28 protein-coding genes are annotated in these 24,442 nt (G+C 66.1%); 12 read left to right on the top strand and 16 right to left on the bottom strand.

Going from position 1 to position 24,442, the window contains the following annotated elements:
- Positions 1-5: 5 nt before the first annotated feature.
- The 4 genes from MPARV_RS0113455 to MPARV_RS0113440 form a co-directional block, all read right to left on the bottom strand.
- Positions 6-740, bottom strand: coding sequence for a sulfite exporter TauE/SafE family protein (locus MPARV_RS0113455; protein ID WP_012228067.1), 735 nt, complete (start codon positions 738-740; stop codon positions 6-8).
- Between the two features lie 38 nt (positions 741-778).
- Positions 779-2,278 carry a carboxylesterase/lipase family protein gene (locus MPARV_RS0113450; protein WP_012228065.1) on the bottom strand — a complete coding sequence of 500 codons (1,500 nt, stop codon included), beginning with the start codon at positions 2,276-2,278 and terminating at the stop codon, positions 779-781.
- A gap of 131 nt (positions 2,279-2,409) precedes the next feature.
- The gene (locus tag MPARV_RS0113445; protein ID WP_012228063.1) at positions 2,410-2,979 is read right to left on the bottom strand and encodes a TlpA family protein disulfide reductase; all 570 of its coding nucleotides are present in this window, start codon (positions 2,977-2,979) and stop codon (positions 2,410-2,412) included.
- A 60-nt stretch (positions 2,980-3,039) separates the two neighbouring features.
- Positions 3,040-3,444: a hypothetical protein gene (locus MPARV_RS0113440; RefSeq protein WP_020378636.1), complete on the bottom strand. Its 405-nt coding sequence runs from the start codon at positions 3,442-3,444 to the stop codon at positions 3,040-3,042.
- 98 nt (positions 3,445-3,542) lie between these two features.
- Between MPARV_RS0113440 and MPARV_RS0113435 the strand changes: the two genes are divergently transcribed.
- From MPARV_RS0113435 to MPARV_RS0113420, 4 genes are all read left to right on the top strand, one after another.
- A complete protein-coding gene (locus MPARV_RS0113435; protein WP_020378635.1) occupies positions 3,543-3,998 on the top strand; it encodes an RNA pyrophosphohydrolase in 456 nt (151 codons plus the stop codon).
- A gap of 143 nt (positions 3,999-4,141) precedes the next feature.
- Complete coding sequence (locus MPARV_RS0113430; RefSeq protein WP_012228054.1) at positions 4,142-4,546, top strand: SHOCT domain-containing protein; 405 nt, start codon at positions 4,142-4,144, stop codon at positions 4,544-4,546.
- Positions 4,547-4,676: 130 nt separating this feature from the next.
- Positions 4,677-5,582 carry a 5'/3'-nucleotidase SurE gene (surE, locus tag MPARV_RS0113425; RefSeq protein WP_012228052.1) on the top strand — a complete coding sequence of 302 codons (906 nt, stop codon included), beginning with the start codon at positions 4,677-4,679 and terminating at the stop codon, positions 5,580-5,582.
- Between the two features lie 42 nt (positions 5,583-5,624).
- Complete coding sequence (locus tag MPARV_RS0113420) at positions 5,625-6,488, top strand: mycofactocin-coupled SDR family oxidoreductase (protein ID WP_020378634.1); 864 nt, start codon at positions 5,625-5,627, stop codon at positions 6,486-6,488.
- Between the two features lie 32 nt (positions 6,489-6,520).
- Here the strand turns inward: MPARV_RS0113420 and MPARV_RS0113415 are convergent, their stop codons facing one another.
- Positions 6,521-7,387, bottom strand: a complete 867-nt coding sequence (locus MPARV_RS0113415) for an ABC transporter permease (protein WP_012228048.1) — start codon at positions 7,385-7,387, stop codon at positions 6,521-6,523.
- A complete protein-coding gene (locus tag MPARV_RS0113410) occupies positions 7,384-8,376 on the bottom strand; it encodes an ABC transporter ATP-binding protein (RefSeq protein WP_012228046.1) in 993 nt (330 codons plus the stop codon). The genes MPARV_RS0113415 and MPARV_RS0113410 overlap by 4 nt, the downstream gene beginning before the upstream one ends.
- 390 nt (positions 8,377-8,766) lie before the next feature.
- Here MPARV_RS0113410 and MPARV_RS0113405 point away from each other — a divergent pair, with 390 nt between their 5' ends.
- On the top strand, positions 8,767-8,979 hold the full coding sequence (locus tag MPARV_RS0113405; RefSeq protein ID WP_020378633.1) for a hypothetical protein: 213 nt from the start codon (positions 8,767-8,769) through the stop codon (positions 8,977-8,979).
- A 288-nt stretch (positions 8,980-9,267) separates the two neighbouring features.
- Here the strand turns inward: MPARV_RS0113405 and MPARV_RS0113400 are convergent, their stop codons facing one another.
- The gene (locus MPARV_RS0113400; RefSeq protein WP_020378632.1) at positions 9,268-9,585 is read right to left on the bottom strand and encodes a type II toxin-antitoxin system PemK/MazF family toxin; all 318 of its coding nucleotides are present in this window, start codon (positions 9,583-9,585) and stop codon (positions 9,268-9,270) included.
- On the bottom strand, positions 9,582-9,833 hold the full coding sequence (locus MPARV_RS0113395) for a ribbon-helix-helix domain-containing protein (protein ID WP_012228038.1): 252 nt from the start codon (positions 9,831-9,833) through the stop codon (positions 9,582-9,584). The genes MPARV_RS0113400 and MPARV_RS0113395 overlap by 4 nt, the downstream gene beginning before the upstream one ends.
- A gap of 465 nt (positions 9,834-10,298) precedes the next feature.
- Between MPARV_RS0113395 and MPARV_RS0113390 the strand changes: the two genes are divergently transcribed.
- On the top strand, positions 10,299-10,625 hold the full coding sequence (locus MPARV_RS0113390) for an alkylphosphonate utilization protein (protein ID WP_012228034.1): 327 nt from the start codon (positions 10,299-10,301) through the stop codon (positions 10,623-10,625).
- A gap of 317 nt (positions 10,626-10,942) precedes the next feature.
- On the opposite strand, the gene MPARV_RS0113385 is transcribed toward MPARV_RS0113390, so the two are convergent.
- Positions 10,943-12,061, bottom strand: coding sequence for an IS1380 family transposase (locus tag MPARV_RS0113385; protein ID WP_020378631.1), 1,119 nt, complete (start codon positions 12,059-12,061; stop codon positions 10,943-10,945).
- A gap of 772 nt (positions 12,062-12,833) precedes the next feature.
- Here MPARV_RS0113385 and MPARV_RS25390 point away from each other — a divergent pair.
- Positions 12,834-13,235 carry an amino acid permease gene (locus tag MPARV_RS25390; protein ID WP_202948841.1) on the top strand — a complete coding sequence of 134 codons (402 nt, stop codon included), beginning with the start codon at positions 12,834-12,836 and terminating at the stop codon, positions 13,233-13,235.
- 172 nt (positions 13,236-13,407) lie between these two features.
- Positions 13,408-14,307 (top strand): SMP-30/gluconolactonase/LRE family protein, encoded by a 900-nt coding sequence (locus tag MPARV_RS0113375; protein WP_020378630.1) that lies wholly within the window; start codon positions 13,408-13,410, stop codon positions 14,305-14,307.
- 40 nt (positions 14,308-14,347) lie between these two features.
- Here the strand turns inward: MPARV_RS0113375 and MPARV_RS0113370 are convergent, their stop codons facing one another.
- The 3 genes from MPARV_RS0113370 to MPARV_RS0113360 form a co-directional block, all read right to left on the bottom strand.
- Positions 14,348-15,307: an FKBP-type peptidyl-prolyl cis-trans isomerase gene (locus MPARV_RS0113370; protein ID WP_202948840.1), complete on the bottom strand. Its 960-nt coding sequence runs from the start codon at positions 15,305-15,307 to the stop codon at positions 14,348-14,350.
- Between the two features lie 66 nt (positions 15,308-15,373).
- A complete protein-coding gene (selD, locus tag MPARV_RS21375) occupies positions 15,374-16,477 on the bottom strand; it encodes a selenide, water dikinase SelD (protein ID WP_081582308.1) in 1,104 nt (367 codons plus the stop codon).
- A gap of 54 nt (positions 16,478-16,531) precedes the next feature.
- Positions 16,532-17,716, bottom strand: coding sequence for a phosphotransferase family protein (locus tag MPARV_RS0113360; RefSeq protein ID WP_020378627.1), 1,185 nt, complete (start codon positions 17,714-17,716; stop codon positions 16,532-16,534).
- A gap of 164 nt (positions 17,717-17,880) precedes the next feature.
- Here MPARV_RS0113360 and MPARV_RS0113355 point away from each other — a divergent pair, with 164 nt between their 5' ends.
- Both MPARV_RS0113355 and MPARV_RS25385 read left to right on the top strand, forming a co-directional pair.
- Positions 17,881-18,252, top strand: coding sequence for a glutaredoxin domain-containing protein (locus MPARV_RS0113355; protein ID WP_012228023.1), 372 nt, complete (start codon positions 17,881-17,883; stop codon positions 18,250-18,252).
- Positions 18,253-18,435: 183 nt separating this feature from the next.
- Positions 18,436-19,077 carry a hypothetical protein gene (locus MPARV_RS25385; protein WP_020378626.1) on the top strand — a complete coding sequence of 214 codons (642 nt, stop codon included), beginning with the start codon at positions 18,436-18,438 and terminating at the stop codon, positions 19,075-19,077.
- Between the two features lie 13 nt (positions 19,078-19,090).
- On the opposite strand, the gene MPARV_RS0113345 is transcribed toward MPARV_RS25385, so the two are convergent.
- Positions 19,091-20,002 carry an SDR family oxidoreductase gene (locus MPARV_RS0113345; protein ID WP_031278592.1) on the bottom strand — a complete coding sequence of 304 codons (912 nt, stop codon included), beginning with the start codon at positions 20,000-20,002 and terminating at the stop codon, positions 19,091-19,093.
- A 116-nt stretch (positions 20,003-20,118) separates the two neighbouring features.
- On the opposite strand from MPARV_RS0113345, the gene MPARV_RS0113340 reads away from it, so the two are divergent.
- Together MPARV_RS0113340 and MPARV_RS0113335 are read left to right on the top strand one after the other, a co-directional pair.
- Positions 20,119-20,457 carry a hypothetical protein gene (locus MPARV_RS0113340; protein WP_012228017.1) on the top strand — a complete coding sequence of 113 codons (339 nt, stop codon included), beginning with the start codon at positions 20,119-20,121 and terminating at the stop codon, positions 20,455-20,457.
- Positions 20,450-20,962, top strand: a complete 513-nt coding sequence (locus MPARV_RS0113335; RefSeq protein WP_020378624.1) for a hypothetical protein — start codon at positions 20,450-20,452, stop codon at positions 20,960-20,962. Before MPARV_RS0113340 ends, MPARV_RS0113335 begins: the two co-directional genes overlap by 8 nt.
- 4 nt (positions 20,963-20,966) lie before the next feature.
- Here the strand turns inward: MPARV_RS0113335 and MPARV_RS0113330 are convergent, their stop codons facing one another.
- From MPARV_RS0113330 to MPARV_RS0113320, 3 genes are all read right to left on the bottom strand, one after another.
- A complete protein-coding gene (locus MPARV_RS0113330; RefSeq protein WP_012228013.1) occupies positions 20,967-21,779 on the bottom strand; it encodes an SDR family oxidoreductase in 813 nt (270 codons plus the stop codon).
- A 109-nt stretch (positions 21,780-21,888) separates the two neighbouring features.
- Positions 21,889-23,124 carry an acyl-CoA dehydrogenase family protein gene (locus MPARV_RS0113325; RefSeq protein ID WP_012228011.1) on the bottom strand — a complete coding sequence of 412 codons (1,236 nt, stop codon included), beginning with the start codon at positions 23,122-23,124 and terminating at the stop codon, positions 21,889-21,891.
- Positions 23,125-23,154: 30 nt separating this feature from the next.
- On the bottom strand, positions 23,155-24,435 hold the full coding sequence (locus tag MPARV_RS0113320; protein WP_172636585.1) for an S-layer homology domain-containing protein: 1,281 nt from the start codon (positions 24,433-24,435) through the stop codon (positions 23,155-23,157).
- Positions 24,436-24,442: the final 7 nt, after the last annotated feature.

The following is a 24,442-nucleotide window of genomic DNA, read 5'->3' as shown; positions in this document are numbered from 1 at the left end:
GTTCGCTACCCGGCGATGGCGCCGTACAACGCCAGCCCGGCGCTGATGGCCACCATGACCAGGACCAGGGAGCGAAAACGTGACTCGGGCACTCGCTCATGGATCCGGTCGCCCAGCCAGTAACCCACGGGCAACGCAGGCAGGCTGACCAGTGCGGCGGCCAACACCACCCGGTCAAACTGACCCGCCCCGGCGAACAAGACCAGCGACACGAAGTTGATCACAACGATCACCGTCGCCGACGTGGCCCGAAACGCCGCCTTGGCCAACCCACGCCCCTGCAACAAGATCACCACCGGCGGGCCGCTGACACCAACCGACGTCTTGAACATGCCGGAAACGAACCCCACGCCCACGTCGGTCGGGGAGTTTGGCCGGTGAAGCTGGATACCGAGCGCGAGTACCCCCGCCGACGCCAGCACCGCCACGCCGATCAGCACCTGGAGCGGCTTGGCGTCGAGCTTGCTGAGCGCCACCAACCCCACCGGCATACCCAGCAGCGCCCCTCCGAGGAGCCGGCCACCGATGCCCCGCTCGATGTCGCCGCGACTCTGCCAGGCCACCGTGCCGTTGCTTCCGACGCTCATGACCGCCGACAACACCACGGCCTCCTTCGGGCCGATCACCAAGGCCATCAGCGGCACGGTCAGCAGCGAAAACCCAAACCCGGCCGCGGCGTTGAGCGTGGAGCCCAGCACGACGCCCAGCGCCAGCGCCACGAACCCGACGACGCTGGGCATCACTCAGGCTCCGGTTGGTTCAGCCCGGGGTGACAGGATCAGCCCTCCCACGCCGCGTCGACGACGTCATGGACATCGAAGATCGGCCGGCACAGTTCGTTGAGGTCCATGGTGTTGGGTGCATCGCTGCGCCACTCGCTCCACTCCGGGCCGTCCGGCAGCGTCGCCGTGCCGGACTTGGCGAAGGCCACCCATGCGCCGTGCACCGCGTTGGACAACACCTGCGGGGCGTCCGGGCCCACCAGCACGTCAATGCCGGGCGCGTGGGCCAGATCGAACACGAACGGCAATTCCATGGCATGCGCCGCACCCAACATGCCGCCCATCGACGGGCTCTGCCACGAAAACCGGTAGGCGAAGGTGGCTCCGTGGCCTTCCTGAGCGGCCAACACCTGGGCGGCCGGACGACGAAACAGCAGGTCGGTAAACGCGAAGTTCAGCAGGTCCTTGGCCGAAGCGTCCGGGTTGACCGTTCGATAGGCACTGGCCAAGGGCGCACCGTTGCCGCTCACCAACTCGAGGCGTCGCTCCAATGCCGCGTCGTCGATGGCCGAGGCGTCCATGAGCGCAAACAGGTTCCACTCCTCGGCGTTGTACCCCACCAAAACGTCGATGCCGGTGGCCGAGCCGTTTGCAATGGTGGCCAGCGGGTCGTGGGGAACCAGGTCGCCGTCGGTCACGGGCCGGAACGGCAGAAAGGTCAGCGGGTCACCTCCCGCCTCGATCGTTGCCTCCACGTCTGCGAAGCGTTCCATGAGCACCTTCGACTGGACCCCAAGCAGTTCCTCGACGGACAGCGCCACCAACCCGGCCACGTCGTCCACACCCGAACCGGCCAGGTACTGGGCCGCCAACGTGTGGGCCGCGTCGGGATCGGAGGCTGCGTTCACGCCACCGGATTCGCAGATCGCCCGATGGAACAGACCGCTCACGGCATCGGAGGCCAACAGCAGGCTGACCGACATCGAGCCGGCCGACTCGCCAAACACGGTGACGTTGGCGGGGTCTCCTCCAAACGTCGCAATGTTGTCGCGCACCCATTCGAGCGCTGCGATCTGGTCGCGCAAACCGTTGTTACCGCTGCCCGCGTAGCCCGGATCGATGGCGCCCAGTTCCATGAAACCCAGCTCACCCAAGCGGTAGTTGAGGCTGACCAGCACCACACCGTCGCGGGCGAAGGCCTCTCCGTTGTAGATGGGCGACGAGCCCGAGCCGATCTGAAAGCCACCGCCGTGGATCCACACCATCACCGGCGCCGACCCGGCAACGTCCGGGGTCCAGACGTTGAGGTACAGGCAGTCCTCACCCTGCGCCTCCGGTTGGGCGCCGGTGATCGCATCCATCATCGACGGGTTTTGCGGGGCGATGGGCCCGAACTCGGCGGCATCGCGGACACCGTCCCAACCCGTCGGAGGCGCCGGCGGCCGAAAGCGAAGCGCTCCCACCGGGGGCGCCGCATAGGGGATACCGAGAAACTTCGTTCCGTGATCGGTGGCGCTGCCCCGGAGGACGCCCTGCTCAGTGCTGACTTCTGTCATCGATACTCCCCAAAATGGTCGTGCCATCGGATCGCCAGGGTCATCGGGCGATCAAGGTGGCAAGTCTGCCACGATGATGCACCGTCTTTGTCAGGCCTCGCCGATTGTGCCCGGTCGGGCCTCGCTCCTGCTCAGTTGGGCTGCGCCGGGCGGATGCCGTGGTAGGGGCTGCCCGCCCCCTCCCACTGGCCGTACAGGTCGAAGAATGGCTGACCAAACGGGTCGTCACCCACCAGTGGCATCGCCGCTCGACGAATGGTGAAGTCGAACGGAGCCAGCGCGCCGGCGCGTGCGAAGCGTTGTGAGGCACCCTCGTCGTCACCCAAATCCCGCAGGTGCACGGCGAGACGAAACCACAGCCGGGCAGCCTCCTCATCGGCGCTGAGATCACCAATCGTCGCTGGATCCACCGCCAGTTCCTCGGGAACGTCACCCCTGGTCACCCAGCCGCGGATCGCATCGAGCGCCGGACCCGATTTCATGCCGTGAAAGTCGGTGAACAGATCGTTGGAGAACGCAACCCAGTTGGGCACCACGATGCGGTCGGCCTCGTCCACCCACACCACGGTGGGCACGTTGGACACGGCAAGCGTTTCGCTGAGCACGTGATGACGGTCCAACAAGACGGGTAGTTCGATGTCGGTCGCGAACTCGGCCACGTCTTCGGCCGAGTCGTCGAGGGCCACGGCGACGAACACCACGTTGTCGTCACCCAGTTCGTTCTGCAGTGCCTGCCAACCTGGCAGGTCGTATCGACAGCCTCACCAACTGGCAAAGACCACCAACACCTTCTTCTTGTTTGCCCACGTCGACGAAGGCGTCGGCGTGCCGCCCAGGTCGGGCAGTTCGAAGGGCGGCAGCTGGGCTCCTTGCAACGCAAGCGCCCGCTGCGAACGCTGCTCGCCCATCACCACGGCCTGCGCCTCGGCATCGATGATGACCGGCGCATCGAGCGCCGCTGCCACGCCGTGTGGCCCCACGCGCCCGTTGGCCCCGACGCCGGAGCGGTTGGGTACACACAGATCGCCCCGGCAGAACCCGGACTCGTTCAACTCCCAGCCGGTGGCCTGGCGCAACGCCGCCAGGTCCAGCTCGGGCGAACCATCGACCCAGGTGGCGTCCACCACCGACGTCCCACTCGGTGAAATGAACGTGGTGGCAACCATGTGCGCTCCCGGATCGGCGTCATCGGACCCTACCTGCCGCCTCCAGGCTGAGGCACCCGCCACCTTGAGGGGCGCGCCGCTCCGATACGGTCGCCGGCGTGGCAAAGGCAGCAACCTTCCGGGCAAACGTCGGCATCGTGGTGGCTCGCAGCGACGGACGTGTGGCGTGGTTCGAACGGACCGATCACCCCGACAGTTGGCAGTTTCCTCAGGGCGGCATCAACCGCAACGAGCGCCCCGAGGCTGCGGCCCGCCGGGAACTGGCCGAGGAGACCGCTTTGGGTGAGGGGCAGGTGGAGTGGGTGAGCGAACTGGACGAGTGGCTGCCGTATGCGTTTCCCGGCACCAACCCCGGAAGCCACCTGGGCCAGATCCAACGCTGGTTTTTGGCCCGAACGGTCGGCGATGCCGAGCCCGACCTGGAGGCTGCGGTCGATGCCGAGTTTGCGTCGTGGCGATGGGCCGAACCCGATGCGCTGGTCGACCGGGTGGTCTACTTCAAGGCCTCCGTGTACCGGCGGGTCGTCCACTGGGTTTCCGCCGAGTTGGGGTAGCCGGAGGGTGCCGCCGCAATCAGCCCGACGGGTCGAGTCCCGCCCTGTCCACCTGGAAGAAGGGTTGCGCTAGATTCCATCGCCGCCTTCGACCGAAGGCAGGTCCCACAGCGGCGGTGCCGCCAACAACGAAAGGGGTTGCCTTGCAACTCGCAGCCGAGTTCGGAACCGGTCAGGTCCTCTGGTCCATCATCTGGTTCTTCCTGTTTTTCATCTGGATCATGCTCATCTTCCAGATCTTCGGTGACATCATCCGCAGTGACAAGTCCGGGGTCGCCAAGGCTCTGTGGTCGGTGCTGATCATCTTCCTGCCCTATCTCGGGGTTTTCGCCTACCTGATCTTCAACGGATCGGGCATGGCCCAACGCCAGGTCAAGGCGGCCGAGGACAACCAGGAGGCGATGCAGGCCTACATCCGTGACGCCGCCGGTACGAGCGGAACCGGTGGAACCGCCGAGGAGTTGACCAAGTTGGCCGACCTGCACAACAGCGGCAAGCTCGACGACGCCGAGTTCGCCGCTGCGAAGGCGAAGCTGATCCACGGCTGAGTTCCCTCGCCTGAGGGTTGAAGGTTTCACGCTTCGACGGGCCCGGACGCAACTGCGTTCGGGCCCGTCGAAGTTCCGGCCCCGATGGTGACGGCGCCCGATCAACCACACATTTGGCTACGGTGCTGACGTGCGCATTCAGGTAACCAACGACGACGGCATCTCCTCTGAGGGCCTTCAAGAACTGGTGCGGCATCTGGCCGACACCGATCACGAGATCGTGGTGATCGCCCCCGACAGCGATTGGAGCGGCGCCGGCACGTCGCTGGCCAACTCCAGTGACAGCTACGTGAACCTGGGGGAGATCCGATCCGAACGGGTGACCATCGACGGAGCCGAGCACGTCGAGGCCTACGCCGTGGCCGGTGCCCCCGCCTACACGGTGGTGGTGGCCCGGCTCGGCGCTTTCGGGCCGCCACCCGACCTGATCGTGTCGGGAATCAATGCCGGGGCCAACACCGGTCGGGCCGTCCTGCACTCGGGCACGGTTGGCGCCGCGCTGGCGGGGCAGAACTTTGGGCTGTCGGGATTGGCGGTCAGCGCCGCCGAGACCGCCGACGACCACCCCTGGTACTGGTCGACCGCCGCGGCGTTGGCGGTAGAGATGTTGGACCTGCTGATCGAAGCGCCCAGCCGCACCGTGTTGAACCTGAACGCGCCGGCGTGCGACCTGGACGACTGCCACGGTGTGCGCTGGGCCCGCCTTGCCCCGTTTGGCACCATGCGTGCAGCGATCACCACCGACGACAACGACCGGCAACAGTTCGAGCTGCGACCCAGCGACGCAGTACCGCCCCCGGATACCGACGTGGCGCTGTTGCTGGAGGGTTTCGCCACCATCACCACGGTGGTCGGGGTCACCGAGGCATGGGCCGACGACTCACTCGACGTGCAGATCGACACCGACGACCTGGTGCCCAGCGTTCGGCCGGGTGCCGACCTGCAGCCGGTACACCGGGTTCCCGACGCTTCGGCGCCCCACACGCTGCGGCGCCCCGAGAACGTCGACGATCCAACCCGGGCCGAGGTGTCCTGACCACATCGGCACATCCGCCGACATCCAACAAGGGGACCAACCATGACCACAGCATCCGTACCCACGGAGCAGGGCCGCCGCCGATTCGAAGACAAGGTGGTGTTGATCACCGGCGCCGCCCGGGGGCAGGGCCGCGAGGCCGCAGTCCGCTTTGCCGCCGAAGGCGCCAACGTCATCGGCGTCGACCTGGCCGCCCAGCTCGAATCGATCCCCTACCCGATGGCCACCCCCGAGGACCTTGCCACCACGGTGGCCCAGGTGGAGCAGGTGGGGGGCGCCATGGTTTCCCGAGTCGCCGACGTGCGGGACCTGGCGGCGTTGGAGGGCGCTGTCGCCGAGGGACTCGAACGGTTCGGACGCCTTGACATGGTGGTGGCCAACGCCGGGGTGATGGCCACCTCGCTGTTCACCGAACTGTCGGAAGCGGCCTGGGACGAGATCGTCGGCACCAACCTGACCGGCGTCTGGAAGACCGTGCGTGCGGCCGCCCCCGCCATCATCGAGGCCGACCGGGGCGGCTCGGTCGTGGTGACCTCGTCGATCGCCGGGCTGAAAGGCATGTGGGTGTCGGCGCCCTACGTCGCCTCGAAGCACGGCGTGACCGGTCTGATGAAGACGATGGCGCTCGAACTGTCGCCAAACAACATTCGGGTCAACAGTGTTCACCCGTCGTCGGTGCGCACGCCGATGATCGAGAACGAGTACTTCACGGGCGTGATGCGCGGTGACCTCGAAAACCCAACGTTCGAGGACGTGGCCGACGTGCTCAACCCCATGCAGGCATTGGATCTACCGTGGTTGGAATCGGCCGACATCGCCAACGCTGTGCTGTGGCTGTGCAGCGATGAGGCGCGTGGTATCACCGGCGTCAGCCTGCCGGTCGACGGCGGCAACCTGTTGTTGTAAAGGCGCTCGAACCAGAGCGCCCATCGGCATCGCTACGCCATAAACACCTTGGCATCATCGACCCGAAAGAAGATCCGGGCGATCACGCCGAACACCACCGAGAACACCAGGAGCATTCCCACCGACGACGTCACGTCGCCCACACCTCCGCCGCCGATGATCACCGCCTGGTATCCCTTCATGGCCCAGTAGCTGGGCACCGCCGGCGCGATGGCCTGTGCCCAGCCCGGCAGGGTCGCCAAGGGTGTCAGCGCCCCACCCAGGCCGCCCATCAGTATCGTGCCCACGTTGACGATCGAGTTCAGTTGCATCACGGTGCGACACACTGCGGCCAGCGCAAGGCCCAGCATGGTGAGGCACACCGCCAGTGCCAACGACACGGGGATGAGCGCCCATACCGACCCCTGCACGGTCAGGCCGTACAGCGGTGCGCCCACGCCGAACAAGACCGTCAGTTGCAGCACCGACGACAGCACCGGCGTCAGGATCTTGCCCGCCAGGATCTCAGAGGTTGACGCCGGCGAGGCCCGCAACCGCACCCAGGTGTGCCAGCCATGCTCGCGAAAGATCACAAACCCGACGTTCCCCACGAGAAAGAACGAGAACGTCACCGCGGTGCCGGGCACCACCTGTTCGGAGCCGTTGGCGTTGGGCACCCCCAGCTGGGCCATCGCCGGGGCGAACGCCCCCTTGAGGAAGGCCATGGCAACCAGGGGCATCAGCACCATGATGATGAGGAAGCTCGGGTCGGCCTTCACCATGCGAAGATCCTGCAGGGTGACCGCCCAGATCCGGCCCAAGGAGCCACGGCCGGCAACTGCGGCGCCGGGCCGCTCCGTTCGGCCACGAACCACCCCGGGTGTTGTCACGTCGCCGGCCGGGTTGACGTGCTCGGTCATGGTCGTTCCTTCTCAGGCACCGGCCCCGAGCCTGAGGTGACCCCTTCGGCGGCCCCGACGACCTCGCCCACTTCGATGCCCTCGACGTCGTAGCGACGTCCGGTCAGCGCCAGAAACAGGCTCTCCAGGTTGGGCCGGAGCAACTCCACCGATTCCAGACGCGCCACGTCGTCCCCGAGGGCGGCCATGACCCCAGGCAACTCGCCGGCGGGATTGGGGGTGGAGACAACCAGCACCGTCCCCTGCCGGACGCACTCCAGACCGCCAACCGATGCAGGCGCCTCACCGTCGAAGCGCAGTTCGATGGCGGCTTCGGCCTGCCCGGCGATCAACTGGGTGGGGTCACCCCGAGCGATCACCCGGCCTTCGTCGAGGATGGCGACGCTGGCCTCCAGCGCCTCCACCTCCGGCAGGTAGTGCGTGGAGTAACACACAGCGCTGCCCCACTCGGCCGCCAGCGCTTTGATGGTGCCGAGCAGCCGAACGCGTGAGCCGACATCCACGCCGGTGGTGGGTTCGTCCAACAACAGCAGCGGCGGTCGGTGCAGGATGGCCATGGCCGTGTGCAGGCGGCGCTGCTCGCCACCGGACATCCCGTGTGCCTGCCGATCGAGCTTGTCATCCATCTCAAACGCCTCGGCGACCTCGGCGATTCGACCACCGAGCGCCTTCCCCCACAGACCAACCAACTGACCTGCAAACCGGAGGTTGTCCCGCACCGACAGCGACGGATAGATCCCGGTCTCCTGCGGAGCCAGGCCGATCAGTTGTCGGGCCTGGTTGCTGTTGCGGAGGGCATCGTGGGGGCCCACCCGAATGCTGCCCGAGTCTGGCCGGAGCAGCCCGCAGATCACCGACACCAGGGTGGTCTTCCCTGCGCCGTTGGGGCCCAAAACGCCGCAGATCTCACCGGCCTCGACGTGCAGATCCACTCCGGCCAACGCCACATGATCCCCGTAGGACTTGCGAAGACCTTCAACGTGGAGCACCTCAAGTGTCTAGCGCGCACCATCCCGCGGGTTCAGGAGACGCCAACGGCCGAGATGCGAGTGAGATTCAGCGCATTGGGTGGTCCCGGGTTCTAGGGCCAGATCCCCTGCAATTGCAGGACAAATGGCAACTGAGTGGCACTGGGCATCACGACCACTGCGGGAGTTCAAGTCCCCCCTCCGACACAACAGGTGCCGTACCAGGCTCCCGCAGTCCCACTTCGGCCACGGTGACGCGGAGCGGCGGTGCTCCAATGACGTTCACTTGCATCTGGGCTCGAAGCTGGGTTGCCGGTGGACCGGTATGTGCGGGGCGATTGCCTCGATCGAAGATCCTCTAGGCTGGACCGTTCTCGAGGAAACATCTGAGATCGAACTCGAGGAGGGAAAATGACCGTGATGGTCAAGTACATGTATCCGGTCTACGCCGAGGTCGACTTGGTCGAGGACGCGGTCGTTCGAGTGGCGGTCGACGACGAAGCTTCGAGTCAGGCGGTCGAAGTGCTCGACGGTGCCCTCGATCCAGTTGGACCCGACGTCCGGGACGCCACCCTGCGGGTAGCGGAATCGACGTTGTGGCCGAGCTGGGACTACGGATGGTGACGGCCCGGCATCCCGCTGGGCACGACCGATCGTGATCCTTCAGCGGTATTCTCTTCATCTGTAGCGAGTTCTGCCCGCTCATCGAGACACCGGACACTGAGCGCCAGAAGTTGTCACTCCATCGCTGCGATTTGACCCCAGGCATGGGCACCAACCGAGATCTGTCGAATCGTCAACGACTCCGGGAAGAACCCGGTGGCATGCAGGGGCGATGTCCCTGACTACTCGAACATGATGCGCTTGTCGAACCGGCCGAGATCGCCGAGAAAGAAGCCCCTGGTCTGATGATCAGCGGTTGCCGCAGCCGAGTGCGTCGGCCAGTCGGTCGCAGGCGTCGTCGAGTCGCGTTGGGCGTAAGACTGCGACGCGTCGACGAAACGACGATTTCGGTAGCGTGTGGAGGTTGTCGAAGGAGACGACGCAGTCCCGTTTGAGTCCGTCGACGGGGCCCAGCCGGAGTTCCGACGTCAGGCCGCGAATCGTCGTCGTCAGATGGGCCACCACGACTGCGCCAATGCGGTCGGCGACTGGATCGCGGGTGAGGACGAGAACGGGACGTTCTCCACCTCGACCCACATCGGCAAACCAGATCTCGCCCCGCTTCATTGGTGGAACACTTCGGTCCAGTCGGTGTCATCGTCTGGCCACGCTTCGTTTGGCCAAGCCGCTGTCTCTGTTGGCGTGAGCGGGTGCAATGCGTAGCGCTCGGCGTCGCGCTCGCATCGAAGGCGGTAGAGAAACTCACGGATGGCCTGGTTCAGCAATTCACTCCGCGGAACACCTGCCTCGGCCGCAGCAGCATCGAGTTCCCCGGCGAGCGAGGGGTCAGCTCGGAAGCTCAAGGTCTGCGTCATACAGAGAGTATACGCCATGCATGCGAATGTAAGTGAGCGATCCAGGCCGGAGTGGCCGGTGGGAAGACAACGGGCTCGAACACTGCCCCTCCGGGCTGTTCGCCGCCGACGAGGCCTGGCTCGCGTGTGCGGTCCTCGCAAACGCCGGATGCGACCATCGAACGATCACCTTCCCTGGTGCGAGAGTATTCTCACCTCATCGTGTAGGCGATAACAGTGAGGGTGACCGTGTCACAACATCGAGACGGCTGGCCGGCCACCCATTGCCTACGAAGAGCCCCCCTGGGTCATCGACCGGGATGTGCCTTCGTCTTGCCGCAGCGTTCATCGCAGAAGGAGCTGCCGAGTACCGAGCCCGACACTACTTAGCCCTCACCAAGACCAACCGGACGTGACCGTGGCACGGCATGAAGGTGACGAAACATTGCCAGGCAAACAGCTCCGTCCTGCGGCTAGAAAGTTGAAGTGACCGAAGCTCCTCAATGCCCGATCTGCACCACGCCCGAACCACTCATCGCCGAGGATGGTTTTGAGTGTGCCGCCTGTGGCCACGCCTGGTTGCCCGAGCTTTCTGACGAGGTGCACGAGGTGCGCGACGTCAACGGCGCCGTGTTGGTCGCTGGCGACGACGTGGTCGTCATCAAGGAGTTGAAGCTCAACGGGAAGTCGGGCGGGGTGAAGATCGGGACCAAAATCAAGTCGATACGCCTGGTTGCGGGTGACCACCCGATCGAAGGCAAGGTGAACGGTCGCAACATCATGATCATTGCCGACAAGGTGAGGAAGGCGTAGCTCCTCTCAGTCGACACGAAGGCCGGTACGGTCCGCGCCGCCGCCTCGCACCCTGGGGTCGATGCCGCTGTTCGCTGGATGGCAAGCCTCCAAAGGAATAGCAGCGCCGGGTCACCGGGTTACTTAACCTGAATCCACCGATCGGATTCTTGACCGAGGGTAGTGAGGGATGTTCGAGTTGGGTGGGGTCGTCGGCCCGGTGTTGGGCCTGTTGGTCTGGATTTGGGGCGCGTGGGACCAAGGGGTTCGTGGCACCGGGCTGGGTTGTGAGCGCACGGGTGGTCGGTGTGTGGGGCGCATCCCACCGGGCCCGTGGGTCAGGGTGGTCCGGCGGTGGGGAGTGCTCTGATCGTGGTGAGCGCAGCGTGGAATTGGTGGGCCCATGGCCAGTCGGTGGGGAGCCGGAGGGTGGGGGTGCCGGATCGGTTCACGAGAGCACCGGCGAGGGCGATGATCCGGTTGCGGATGGTGCGTGCGGTTCGGATTGGGCCGTCGAGACCGATGATCCCTGTCCAGCGGGTGAGGTTGTGTGCGAGGACGGCGCATGCGAGCCAGGCCCCGTTGGCAGCAAAGCTGCCTGATGGGCAGTGTTCGAGTCCGTTGTCTTTGAGTTCGCGGATGGCGAGCTCGACGACAGTGTGGTTGCGGTGGAACCGGTCGGCTTCGACGGTGGTGAGGGCGTTGTTGCAGATGAACGCGTGGTGGCGCCAGGTTGGCCACATCGCAGCCTGGGCGGTGTCAGCGAGTCGGGTGCGGCGCACGACCAGCCGGACGTGGCGGACCTGTTTGCCTTTCCCGGTGGTGTAGATCGTTTCGGCGACCTGGGCGTGACCGCCACGGGTGTAGTCGATCGTGGTCCAAGCCTCTTCAGGGATCGCAGCGATCGTTGTCTTGATTTTGGGGACAAGGCGGACCGTGATCGACCAGCCAACACCGGCCTTGGTGAGTTTGTCGATGAGTTTCCAGGACCAGAACCCCGAATCGGCCCGGACCGTGACCGGCCCGCACACCCCGGCCCGGCCGATCGTGGCGAGGACCTCGCCGATGAACCGGAGAACCCCACGGGAGGACCCGGCGGCGCCTTTACGCATCCTCGATCCAAGGACCTCACCGGTGCCGGCACGGGTGGCGATCAGCGGGTGATAGCCCAACACACCGGTGTAGCCGTAGGAGGCGCCCTGCTTTTGTTTGCCGTAGACCTCGGTGACGGTCGAGTCGAGATCGACCACCAACTCCTCGTCCGGTTTCGGTCCGGCACCCGCAGCCCACGCGTTGGCCAACAGGCGGCTGTTCACCGCGTCGAGCTGGCGGACATGACCGAACTTGAACGAGCGGAGGAACGTCCCGATCGTCGATGGCGCCAACGGAACGAACCCGAGGGCTTTGCGTGTCGATCCGTTCGCCGCCCGCCAGTACGCGTCCATGCGGTTCCGCATGGCCTCCGGGATGGCTGCCAGGTGGTGACGCCACGCCCTTGCCCCGCCGACTCGCCTGCACCGCCGTCGTGGTTCGACATGCTGCCTCGCTTCCGCTTGGGATGCGGGTCACCGAGGTCCGGAGCAACACCGTTCGATCGCCCGCACGAAGATCACTTGATCTTGCCCGGCCAAGCCACAGTACCTCCGACCCAACACGCGCGATCGGCAGGCGGGTCGCATGACGGCCGGAGCCCCAGCGGGCACACCACTCGGGGGACTCTCGACCAGATCGCTGGCACCCTCGCCGCATCACGGAGCAGGGTGCCACGTCTCGTCAGGTCGGGCTCTGGGGCGTCGTATCCATCGGCGTCGGTGGGATGGTCGGTGGGGGGATCTCCGCGGTGCTCGGGTTGTCCGTGCAGATCACCAGTGGCGGTGCGCCGATCGCGTTCCTCGTGGCCGGCGGCGTGGCTCTGCTGACGGCACGGCCCTATGCGCTGCTGTAGAAGTCGTACCCACGCAAAGGCGGCACGGTCACCTTCGTCAACGAGGCGTTCGGCGGCTCTGCGGCGAGCCTGCTGCCCCACGGGATCCGAGCCGGCACGAAACACCTGTTTCTGAGTGCCGCAATAGTCCTCATCACGCTGCTGAACGTCGCGGCAGCGTCGACGGTGGCCCGCGCCGAACGGATCGTGGTGGTGATCAAGCTCGTCATCCTGGTGCTCTTCGTGGCGGTGGGCATCTCGGCATCGCGGCATCGCGGCTGGCGCCAGGGCAGTGGAGTTCTCCGGTGTCGCTCGTGGCCGGCGGGATGATCGTGTTCCTGGCCTATGAGGGATTCGAGCTCATCGCCAACGCGGCCGAGGATGTCGCTGATCCGGGCCGCACGCTGCCGCAGGCCTACTACATCTCGGTGTTGTTCGTGATCGTGCTGTACCTGCTCATGGCGGTGGTTTCGGTGGGATCGGTACCGGTGGCCCAGTTGGTGCAGGCCCGGGACTACGCGCTCGCCATCGCCGCACGGCCTGCACTCGGCGGGGTCGGTTTTAAGATGATTGCGATCGCGGCCATGCTCTCTACGGCCTCGGCGATCAATGCCACCTTGTACGGCACCGAGCGACTCAGCAACACGATCGCCCGCAAGGGGAACTGCCCGAACGTCTGGATAAGCCGATCTGGCACCGGCCGCTGATTGGACTCTTCATCCCGGCCGCCGCCACTCTCGTGTTGGCCAACGTCCTCGACCTGGCCAGCATCTCGACCATGGGCAGCGTCGGGTTCCTGATCATCTTTGGGGTGGTGAACGCGGCGGAACCGCGTACCTCGCAGGTACGAGATTCTAGCGCCCCCATTAGCGTGGGCCGATGGCACATGAACTCAGCACCCTGACCACCGGCGGCAAGTTCTTCGAGGGCCCCCGGTGGCACGACGGCGCCTGGTGGGTGTCCGACTTCTACCGACACGGCGTGTTCACCATCGCCCCCGATGGAACAGAGACCCAGGTGTTGGAGGTCGACACCCAGCCATCCGGCCTCGGCTGGCTGCCCGACGGGCGCCTGCTGGTGGTGTCGATGAAGGACCAGCGGGTGCTGCGTCAGGAGACGGACGGCACGCTGGTCACCCACGCCGACCTGTCAGGTTTGATCACCGGCATGGCCAACGACATGGTGGTCGACGACAACGGCCGGGCCTGGGTGGGCGGTTTCGGATTCGACCTGATGGGCGGTGAAACGCCGGTTGCCAGCCCATTGATCCGGGTGGATCCCGACGGCACCCTCAGCGTGGCCGCCGCTGAACTGATGTTCCCCAATGGGTCGGTGATCACCCCTGACGGCTCCACCCTGATCGTCGGGGAAACCATGGGCTGCCGCTACAGCGCTTTCACCATCCAGCCGGACGGCACCCTGTCGGACCGGCGGGTATGGGCTGAGCTGGCGCCCACCCCGGCCCTGGGTTCGTTCGAGGACACCATCGGCATGGTCACCGTCGGCCCCGACGGGTGCTGCCTTGACGCCGAAGGTCAGATCTGGTTTGCCGACGCCATTGGCGCCCGCTGCGTGCGGGTGGCCGAGGGCGGCGAGATCACCGACGAGATCGCCATGCCGGAGGGCCTGGGGGCGTTCGCCTGCATGCTCGGTGGTGACGACGGCACCACGCTGCTGATCTGCGCCGCCCCCGACTTCTTCGAGCAACTGCGCAGCGAGGCCAACGAGGGGGTGCTGCTGACCGCAACCGTCGGCGTGCCCCACGCCGGCACGCCCTGACCCACGATCAGGCTTCCCAAGCGGGCAGGATCACCAAACCTCAGCCGATGCCCACCAGGTCGACCACGAACACCAGCGTCTCGCCGGGCTTGATGTCATCGCTCGGGGGCGTATCGCCGTAGGCGAGCTCGGGTGGGATCACCAGCGTGCGACGCCCACCGACCTTCATGCCCACCAGGCCCTGGCCCCAGCCGGGGATCACCTCGTTGAGGGTGAAGGTAACCGGTGCACCACGTACCCACGACGAGTCGAACGGCTTGCCGGTTGAGGCGCCGACGCCGACGTAGGCCACGGTGACCTTGTCTCCCGCCTTCACCTCATCACCTGTACCCACCACGTCGTCGGTCACCATCAGTTCGACCGGCAACTCCTTGGGCACCGTCACCGTCGGCTCACCCCGCTTCTCCACAGCGGCCTGGGCCTTTTGATCGACCTTGGGGCCGGCTTCATCGATGCCCACCAGGTCGACATCGAAAACCAGGGTCTCTCCGGCCTTGATGTCGGGGCTGGGGGGCGTGTCGCCGTAAGCCAGGTCCCCAGGAATCACCAACCGTCGGCGCCCACCGACCTTCATGCCCACCAGGCCCTGACCCCAGCCGGGGATCACCTCGTTGAGCGAGAAGGCTGATGGTTCGCCGCGATCCCACGAAGAGTCGAACTGTTTGCCCGATGCCTGACCGACGCCGGTGTAGTGGGCCGTGACGGTGGCACCGGCACCCACCTCGTCGCCGGTACCCTCGACCAGATCGGTCACCTCCAGCTTGGTGGCGGGCTGATCGGGAACTTCAACCTTGGGTGCGCCCCGTTTCTCGATCTCCAGCAGCACCGGGTCCTTTGCGACGGTGCTGGTCGTTGCCCCCTCGCCGGCGGCATCGTTGCCCGAACCACCGGCCGTGCCGGTGTCGCCGTCGTTGGCGCAACCGGCCAGCATCACAATGGAAACAAGCGCCGCGCCTGCAACTCGAACGCGGCGGGATGAGGTCAGCCTGAGGGGAAGCACGGGGGTGAGGCTACCGGGGCAACCCGCGCCGCCGGCCGTACCTGACGCCACGCTCAGGAGCCGACATCACCCATCGAGAACCCTGACCGAACCCGCCACGGCGCCACCCTCGGCCTCCAGCGCCCCAGCTTCAACCACCCCACCGATCACGGCCGCACGATGGCCGGAGGCCACCAGTTCGACCACCATCGCCGCCGCCCGGGCCGGCGGCAACGACACCAACAACCCCCCGGAGGTTTGGGGGTCACCAAGCAGTGCCCGCCTGGCACCGGCCTCCCGGGCGGAGCCCTCCACGTGCAACGCATCCCCCACCCAGCCCAGGTTTCGTCCAGTGCCTCCCGGCTGAAACTCGGGCACGAGCCGCGTCACTCCATCCAGCAGGGGCAGGTCGGCCCAATGCAGTACGGCAGCTGCGCCGGAGGCCACCATCATCTTGTGGAGGTGGCCGGCGAGCCCAAAGCCGGTGACGTCGGTGGCAGCCCGCGCCCCCGCTCGGCGAGCCACCAGCGCCGCATCGCGGTTCAGCCGGGACATCTCGGCGATCGCCTCCGCAACCAGCGGTCCGATCCGTCCGGCCGGTGCAGCGTCGGCCACCTCGAGTCGTTTGATGGCGGTGGCCACCAGGCCAGTGCCCAGGGGTTTGGTCAACACCAACGCGTCACCGGGCGCAGCCGCATCGTTGGTCATGAGGTCGTTCAGATTCAGCTCACCGGTGACCGCCTGGCCGTAGAACGGCTCGGGTGCATCGATGGTGTGGCCGCCCGCCACCACCCACCCTCCCTCGGCCGCCGTCGCCGACCCGCCGGCCATCACCTGCCCCAGGAGTTCAGGATCGAGGTCGGCGGGCCAGCCCACGATATTGACGGCAAACAGCGGCTCGGCACCCATGGCGTACACGTCGGACACTGCGTTGGCCGCCGCGATTCGCCCCCAGGTGGCGGGATCGTCGACCAGCGGCGCGAAGAAGTCCACCGTGGAGACCAGGGCGCGTCCGTCCGGCCGGCGCCACACGAGGGCGTCGTCGCCATGATCGATGCCAACCACCAGGTCGGGATCGTCGGGTGTCGGCAAGTGGCGCAGTACCTGCGCCAGGGCCTCGGGGCCCAGCTTGCACGCTCAACCGGCGCCGTGACTGGTGGCGGTGAGGCGAAAGGCCTCGTTGCCGTCCATGGCCGGGCACCCTATGGCCTCCCGCCACCTCGGCGCCTCTGCGCCGCTTGCGTGCTACAGCGCGAGCGTTTGCCAGTAGGTCCCATCGAGCATGCCGGAGAGGGTTGCCCGATGGATGATCATGTCGTCGGCATCGGCGGGACGCTCCGCCTCGCCAAACAGCACGCCGCGCTCGGTGACCCGCCGCATGATGACACCGTGGCGCATGGCCGCGTAGGCAATGTGCCAACGGAGATCGCCCACGCGTCGCCCCGAAGCGGCCTCGTAGGTGCTCACAACGTCCACCGGGCGCATGAACTCGGCCATGCCGTCAGCGCCAAGGTCGGTGGTGATGTCCTGAAAGAACCGGTGCAGGTACACCATCCAGCCAAGATCCACCTCGGGCGGCGCTACAGACGCCATCTCCCAGTCGAGCACCGCCGCCACCTCAAAGTCGACAAACATCATGTTGCCGATGCGGGCGTCGCCCCAGCTCAGCCGGGGCGCGCCGGTGTCGCCTCCCTCCTCCGGCAGGTTGGCCCGAAGCCAGGCGAAGCACTCGTCCAGCAGGGGTGAACGATCGTCGGCGGTGGCCCATTCCAGGTAGTCCTCCCATCCCCCCAGGTGCCGTTCAAGCGACGTGGCACCTGGCTGATCCGGCACCAGGAAGTCGAGGTCGTGAACTTCCGGGGTCACCTGGTGGATGCCCACCAACGCCTCCACCGCCGAGCATTGCAACCGCATTTGGTCTGCCGTCGACGCATGGCTCAGCCAACAGCTGTCCGGGAAGGTGTAGGGCATCACGTCGGGCGGCACCTCCCCTTCGGAGCGGGCCATGACAAAAAAAGGCGCGCCGATCACGGCGCCGTCCGCTTCGAACCACAGCACCTCCGGCACCGGCGCTTCGGTGGCCGCTCCCACCAACGCCATCACGTCAAACTGCAACCGCAGGTCGTAGCTGGGGAAGATGGGAACCTTGTCGAGTTCCGGTTCGATGCGCGCAACAAAGCGTCGTTGCACCGGCGTGCCGTCCTCAATCCACCGGGCGCTGTACAGCAGGGTCTCCGACGACATGCCGTTACCTTCGGGCTTTGCGACGTCGTACACCTCGGCGGTGGTGCCCTGTGGCAGCCACGCCGTCATCCACGCCCCGATGCGCCGCCCCAACTCATTGGGATCCCGGGTGGTGGTGGTGATCTTGTCCGTCGACAGCTTGGCGGCGCCGCCCACCCGCTCGGCGTCGATCGTTCCGTCAGCCATGGTCCCCCTCGGTTGGCCGGATTCATTTTCTAGCCCATCCCCCACCACTGTGACGGGCCGATCCTGGGAATGATGTGCCGAGCGTTGGGGTTGCGTTGATACCAGCAGGCTGCCGCATCCCGACGATGACGGCCTGCACCTCCCCTCCCCCAAGGACCCCTCCTATGAGCGATCACCATCCCCCGCACGCAGAAGCCCAGTCGCAGGATCCCGCCGAGGTCGATGACACCGAGCGATTCGTCGAGTTCTACTGGCGGCCCGGCTGCCCGTTCTGCATGTCCCTGAAGCACGGGCTCGCCCGGGCGGGCATCGAGATGTTGCCCTTCAACATTTGGGATGATCAGCGCGCAGCCGACACCGTGCGTTCTGCTGCCGGGGGCAACGAGACCGTGCCCACCGTTGGCTTTGGCGGTGACTTTCTGGTGAACCCTCGCCCAGCCGAGGTGCTCAATCTGATCGCCACCCACGACCCCGAGTGGGCCGCCGAGCTCCTCGGCGCCGAAACCTCCAAGCGACGATGGTTCAAACGGGGCTGAAATCGTCGACGCCGGCCGGCGGGTCGAAGCCCCCGATGTCTCATGGCCACGTCTGCAACGCCCGGTCAGGGAAACCATCGATTTGGTCGACACGGGTGGGGCCGGATCGGCAAAGATGCTCTGAGAGACGCATCCAGCCGACGTGACCCCTGAACCGGCCACGCCACCAGAACGGGAGGGTTCGTGACCAAGCACTCAGACAAGCCCGGCTTGCCCGATGACGCCCGAGCCGGCCATCCGTCCCGCTCTCACCCTGGGGACTACGCAGTGGATCCCAACCCGGATGATGTGCTGGACGCCGAAGTGGTCGAGTTGGTGTTGCGGGAACTCGGGGACTCCGCCGCCGAGCCCGACGCTCAGGGGGCCACGTTGCACTCGCTCGGTCTTCCGTCGCCGGTTGACGGGGATGGCGACGAGGAGAGCGACCAGGGCGGCAGTGGGGGCGAATCCGCCGAGGTGTACGACTACGAAGGTGTCGACACCGCCGGCGTCCGGCCCGACCAGGGCGATCGATTGAACGACGAACGTGTCGAGTCCTCCCACGGATCGATCGCGTCGGTGGGGTCTGCGGGCTCGATCGCCGCCACCGGTTCGGTGGGATCCATCGCATCCACGAGGTCGGCCGGGTCGATCGCCAGCGCCCTCTCTGCAGGGTCGATCGGCTCCCTGGGTGCCATCGGATCGTTTGGCTCGATCCTGTCGATCGGTTCGTTCCGCTCGATACTGTCGATCGGCAGCCGCAACTCCGTCCTCTCAATTGGCGCGGTGGACGGCTTCCTCACCATCGGCCGCGGGCCGCACGCCAGGTCGTTCGGGCGCCGCTGATCCGGCTCCGGGGCTACCCCGCGCCGTACACCGGCGTCGGCGTCTCAGCAGCATCGATGAGTCGCCCGACCACGTCGCTCAACTCGGCCGCCTCCCAGCGGGCGCCCTTGTCCTCCGACGGGCCGTGGCGCCAGCCCTCGGCAATACCGATCTTGCCGCCCTCGGCCTCGAACACCCGGCCGGTGACGTCGCCCGACAGGTCGGAGCCCAGCCATGCCACCAGGGGGGACACGTTGGCGGGATCCATGGCATCAAACTCATCACCCTCGGGGCGGGCCATCATCTCGGGGAACGCCTCCTCGGTCATGCGGGTTCGCGCCGATGGGGCCAACGCATTCGAGGTGATGCCGTAGCGACCCAGCTCGGCGGCCTGCACCAGGGTGAGGGTGGCGATGCCCGCCTTGGCCGCAGAGTAGGCGGCCTGCGCGATCGACCCCATCAGCCCGGCGCCTGAGGATGTATTGATGATGCGCGCCTGGCGTTGGTTGCCTTCCTTCGCCTGTGCCCGCCAATAGTTCACGGCGTGCCGCGCCGGCGCGAAGTGGCCCCGCAGGTGCACGTGCATCACTGCGTCCCACTCGTCCGGCTCGGCCGACACGAACATCCGGTCCCGCACGATGCCGGCGTTGTTCACCAGCGTGTCGAGGCCACCAAACGTCTCGACCGCGGTGTTGATCAGCGACGCGGCGCCGTCCCAGTCGGCGATGTCGTCGGTGCTCGGCGCCGCCTTGCCGCCGGCGGCGACGATCTCGTCGACCACCTCTTGGGCGGGCGTGGCGCTGGGGTCGGACCCATCTTGAGCGACACCGACGTCGTTCACCACGACGGCCGCGCCCTGACGGGCGAACTCCAGCGCGTGGGCACGGCCGAGGCCACGACCCGCACCGGTCACCACAACTACTCGTCCTTCGCAAATACCTGACATTTCCGCACGCTCCAAGGTGTTGTTGCCGAGAACTGACGACCCGTCAGGTTACGCCCGACTGCCGTGCCGATCCGATTCGACAACCACGAGGAGGTCCAGCGCCGTAAGCTCTCAATGTGCCCATCATCCTTGACGTTCTGCCTCTCAATGATGACGTGCTCAACTCGGACGCGGAGATCGTCGGCCCGATGGAGTCGTACTTCTATGCCACCTGGGACCGGGTCGACGAAGCAATCAAACCGCTACCTCACGTTGGCGTCCGGTATAGGTGGACAACCGACTCAACCGATGAGCTAGCGCTCTTTATCGAAATTCCGGTCCAGGGTGACCCTGGGGTCTCAGAGATGATCGATGCGAGGGATCGAGTGCGCCAGGCACTCGTGGAACTCAACGGTGATCGCCCTGCCTACATCCACTTCGTCGACAGCGACACTCCACAGGGTGTCGATGCCTGACATCTCGGTCCAACATCTGCTCAATCGGGCCGAGAAGTCGCAGCCAAGCAGGGCTGGAGCGCCTAGACAGGCCGACCTCCGCCGGGGAGTCTCGGATGCCTACTACGCACTCTTTCACCGGCTCACTCAGGCGGTTGCCCAACAGGCTCTCCGCAAGGTGGACCCAGCCGCCGTCCAGCGATTTCGTCGAACGCCGAGCCACTCGACCATCAAGGCCACCTGTCAGAAGCTGCCCTCAGGGAAGGGGCTCCACCCGCAACCACTCTCCAATCAGGCGATGAAGAGCCAGGCAGTGCGAAGCGTGGCTCAAGCGTTCGTGGACTTGCAGGAACAGCGGCACTCAGCTGACTACGACCACGCCGACGCATTCGATGCCAAGCGCCTCGCTGAAGCGCTTGAGACTTCGAAGCGAGCCATCAAAGCGATCGGCTCAAACAAGAGCGACGCAGCGATGTGCGCGTTTCTCAGCTTGCTGGCACTCAAGTCCGACTGGGCGAGTTCCTGAAATCTCAAGCGAGGCCGGGGATCCAGTGGCCGCAGTTGACCGGAATGGCGGCGCCGGTGATGGGCCTGGCCATCGGCGAGGCCAGAAACACGACGGTGCCGGCGATCTCGACGGGGGTCGGCAGATAACCAAGCGCCGTCTCGGAGGCCACCTCGGCATACACGTCCTCCGGGGTGATTCCCTCCCCGCGTGCCTCGGCCTGCATCTCGAAATAGATCCGCACCGAGTCGCCATAGATGTAGCCCGGATGCACCGAGTTCACCCGGATGCCACGAGGGCCAAGTTCACGCGCCATCACCTGCGTGGCCCCGGCAAGCCCGCCCTTGGACGCCACGTAGGCCCCCGAGCCCGACTGGATGTGTTGGATCGACATGGTGTTCACCATGACGATGCGGGCATCATCGAACTCGTCCACGGCGGCGTCGAGCAGCGGCAGCATCTTCTGCGTCACCGCCAGGCCGCCCCACAGGTTGACCTCGGTGATCTTGCGCCACTTGTCCAGGTCTGCGTCGGCGAACGTGGTGAAGTCCCCGCTGCGAAACGCCGAGTTGATCAGGATGTCGACCCGACCGTCGAACACCTCGCCAACCTCAGAGACCATACGTGCGACATCTTCGCCGTCGGCAATATTGGCGACGATCACCGGTGCACGGCGGCCCATCGCCTCGATCTGTGCCGCAACCTCGGGGGTCACTCGCTCGGACCGGGCCACCAGGGCCACGTCGGCGCCCTCCCGGGCCAACGCCAGCGCCACCTCGGTGCCCAGGCCGGGCCCCACACCGGTGACCAGCGCACGCTTGCCGTCCAGCATTCCCATGTCGGTTCCCCTCACGATTTCGGATTCGTCGGATCATCCACCGTCGGCCGGGCCGAGCCGGTCGACCGCCGCTCTTGGTCTGGGACTGTCACCTCTTGGTCTGGGACTGTCACTTCTTGGTCTGGGACCACGGTAGGTCGAGGTCGCTTCGCTGTTCCCGGGGCAGGCCGAGCGCCTGCTCGGACAGGTTGTTGCGGTGCACCTCTTCGGTGCCGCCTCCGATGCGGGCAGCGAACTGGTTGAGGCATTGGTACTGCCAGAACCCGCCACCCTCGGCGTCGTCCCACAGCATGCCCTCGGCACCTTCCAGATCGACAGCAAGCGTCGTACGGTGTGAGAGCGCCCGTGTGAATGCGTTCTTCAGCAACGAGCCGTGCAGCATCTGGTCCCATCGCTCGTGGGCGATGGCGCTCTGTAGGCGGAGCTGCAGGTATTTCAGGATCGCCTCGTTGCCCCACACCCTGGCCAGTTCCTGGCGCACCGTTGGATCATCGGTGCGGCCAACCCGACGTGCCGTGGCGAGCACATTGGGGAAGGTGTTGGCCTGGCCTCCTCCCGAGATCATCTGCGACTCGTTACCCAAGGTGGTGCGAGCCACCTTCCACCCATTGCCCAACTCCCCCACCAGGTTCTCGGCCGGTACCAGAACCGAGTCGAGGAACACCTCGTTGAAGTGGGCCACGCCCTGCGCCTGAATCAGTGGCCGCACATCAATGCCGGGCGTGGCCATGTCGACGATGAAGAAGCTGATGCCATGGTGCTTGGGGACGTCCGGGTCCGTGCGGGCCAAGAGGATGCCGAAATCGGCATGTTGGGCGCTGGAGGTCCACACCTTCTGGCCGTCCACCACCCAGCCATCAGCCGGGTGGTCGGCAGCCACCGCCCGGGCGGCCAGGTTTGACAGGTCCGATCCCGCACCGGGTTCGCTAAACAACTGGCACCACACCTCATCGCCGCGCAACAGCGGGCGAACGTAGCGCTCCTTCTGCGCCTCGCTGCCCCACTTGATCAGCGTGGGGCCCACCAGCGCCTGGGCGGCACCGATGAACCCTGGCGTCACGTCGTATCGGGCCGCCTCCTGACCGAAGATGATCTGCTCGGTGCGGGTGCCGCCACGGCCACCCCACTCTTTGGGCCACGTGATGCCGGCCCAGCCATTGTCGTACAGGGTGGTCTGCCACTCGCGACAGCGGCGCCGATATTCGGCGGCCCGCTCGGGATCGGTGGTGGCACCCCATCGGGACCAATCCCGATCGTCGCCGCGCTTCAGTTCGGCGTGTTGATCGAGAAAGGCCCGTGCCTCGGCACGGGCCTTTCCCTCCACTGCTGAGTCCTCAAAGTCCACGAGGACAGACTAGAACAGGTTCTTGTTTCGTCAGGTCAGCAGTGCTCCGCAGCTGCGCTTGTAGAGGAACACGGCCATGTCGCGTCGGATGATCGAAGCGTTGGGCGAGAACGTGCCCGGGCCGGTGCCGCCCGTGATCCCCTGCTCCGCCATCCACGTCACCGCATCGGTGTAGTACTGATTGGCGGGGATGTCAGTGAAGAGGTTGGCCCCGGTAGGTGCGGGTGAACCCTCCGCAGTCCAGATGAACACCGCCATGTCCTTGCGCTTCACCGGAGCGTTGGGTGAGAACGTGCCCGGACCGGTACCACCGGTGATGCCTTCGTCGACCAGCCATGAAACTGCGTCGTTGTAGTAGTCGAGGGCAGACACGTCGTTAAACCCGTTGTCAGGAGCGCCGGTTGGAGAGTCGGCATACCTCCAGAGGAACATGGCCATCTGGCCCCGGGTGACCTTTTGGGTCGGCGAGAACATTCCGGGGAGGGTTCCATCGGTGATGCCCTTGGCCACCAACCAGTCGATCGGCAGGGAGTAGTACTGCCCGGGGGCCACGTCGATGAAGCCGGCCGGTGGTGGGTTCAAGCACAGGTTGACCGGCTCTCGCACGATGGTGAAGCTCAAGTCCTTCGCGGCCACATCGAACCCGGCGTTGCAGTCGGACCTGTTGCTGGAATCGATCTTGAGGTTCGTCACATCGAACACCGCCGTGTTCGGGCTGCCGGCGCTCATCGTGAAGGGCCCGGCGGTCACGCTGAAGTCGTTGACGTATCGGACCGCTCCGCCGGGATTGGGAACCCCGGCCACGCCTGTTGCGGTTGTCAGCGGGCTGACCGACGCATTCTGCACGCTGAGTGTGGACGTCAGGGCCGATGTTGAGCCTCCAGCGTGGGTCTGAGAGAAGATCTCGTTACCGAGGGCGGTGCCGCTGGTGGCGTTGAAGGTGACCCTCACCTGGTCGCCGTTGGCGAACGTGGAGCCGTTTGGCGCATCGGCCCAAGTGGCGCCGCCGTCCTTACTCATCTGCCACACCGTGTTCCACCCGTCGAGGTGATAGCGGTAGTCGACCGGCAATCCCGTACCGAGAAAGCCGTTGCACCAACCCACGCTGCCCGCGGCCCCGTCGCCGTCACCGGTTTTGTTGATCTGTCCTTGGGTTCCGCTGTCGGCGGTCATCGCGCCCGCAGGCCCGGAGGTGGCGACGACGCCAACGAGGCCCATCAGCAACATCAGGGTGGCGAGCAAGGCCGTCGTTGCTCGCCGTCGAGGCCGCATCGCCTCGACGGCGGCAGGTGCTTCATGGTGGGAATTCACTGGTCCT

This window comes from Candidatus Microthrix parvicella Bio17-1 (assembly GCF_000299415.1).
Classification (GTDB): Bacteria; Actinomycetota; Acidimicrobiia; order Acidimicrobiales; family Microtrichaceae; genus Microthrix; species Microthrix parvicella.
Note: the sequence above shows the minus strand (reverse complement) of the source record. Positions and strands in the feature narration are given on the sequence as shown.

Excerpts from the sequence above, each read along its gene's own strand:
- MPARV_RS0113455 (WP_012228067.1), bottom strand. The coding sequence starts at position 740 with ATGCCCAGCGTCGTCGGGTTCGTGGCGCTGGCGCTGGGCGTCGTGCTG.
- MPARV_RS0113450 (WP_012228065.1), bottom strand. The coding sequence starts at position 2,278 with ATGACAGAAGTCAGCACTGAGCAGGGCGTCCTCCGGGGCAGCGCCACC.
- MPARV_RS0113440 (WP_020378636.1), bottom strand. The coding sequence starts at position 3,444 with ATGGTTGCCACCACGTTCATTTCACCGAGTGGGACGTCGGTGGTGGAC.
- MPARV_RS0113420 (WP_020378634.1), top strand. The coding sequence starts at position 5,625 with ATGACCACAGCATCCGTACCCACGGAGCAGGGCCGCCGCCGATTCGAA.
- MPARV_RS0113415 (WP_012228048.1), bottom strand. The coding sequence starts at position 7,387 with ATGACCGAGCACGTCAACCCGGCCGGCGACGTGACAACACCCGGGGTG.
- MPARV_RS0113405 (WP_020378633.1), top strand. The coding sequence starts at position 8,767 with ATGACCGTGATGGTCAAGTACATGTATCCGGTCTACGCCGAGGTCGAC.
- MPARV_RS0113400 (WP_020378632.1), bottom strand. The coding sequence starts at position 9,585 with ATGAAGCGGGGCGAGATCTGGTTTGCCGATGTGGGTCGAGGTGGAGAA.
- MPARV_RS0113395 (WP_012228038.1), bottom strand. The coding sequence starts at position 9,833 with ATGACGCAGACCTTGAGCTTCCGAGCTGACCCCTCGCTCGCCGGGGAA.
- MPARV_RS0113385 (WP_020378631.1), bottom strand. The coding sequence starts at position 12,061 with ATGCGGAACCGCATGGACGCGTACTGGCGGGCGGCGAACGGATCGACA.
- MPARV_RS0113375 (WP_020378630.1), top strand. The coding sequence starts at position 13,408 with ATGGCACATGAACTCAGCACCCTGACCACCGGCGGCAAGTTCTTCGAG.
- MPARV_RS0113360 (WP_020378627.1), bottom strand. The coding sequence starts at position 17,716 with ATGGCTGACGGAACGATCGACGCCGAGCGGGTGGGCGGCGCCGCCAAG.
- MPARV_RS0113355 (WP_012228023.1), top strand. The coding sequence starts at position 17,881 with ATGAGCGATCACCATCCCCCGCACGCAGAAGCCCAGTCGCAGGATCCC.
- MPARV_RS0113345 (WP_031278592.1), bottom strand. The coding sequence starts at position 20,002 with ATGTCAGGTATTTGCGAAGGACGAGTAGTTGTGGTGACCGGTGCGGGT.
- MPARV_RS0113335 (WP_020378624.1), top strand. The coding sequence starts at position 20,450 with ATGCCTGACATCTCGGTCCAACATCTGCTCAATCGGGCCGAGAAGTCG.
- MPARV_RS0113330 (WP_012228013.1), bottom strand. The coding sequence starts at position 21,779 with ATGGGAATGCTGGACGGCAAGCGTGCGCTGGTCACCGGTGTGGGGCCC.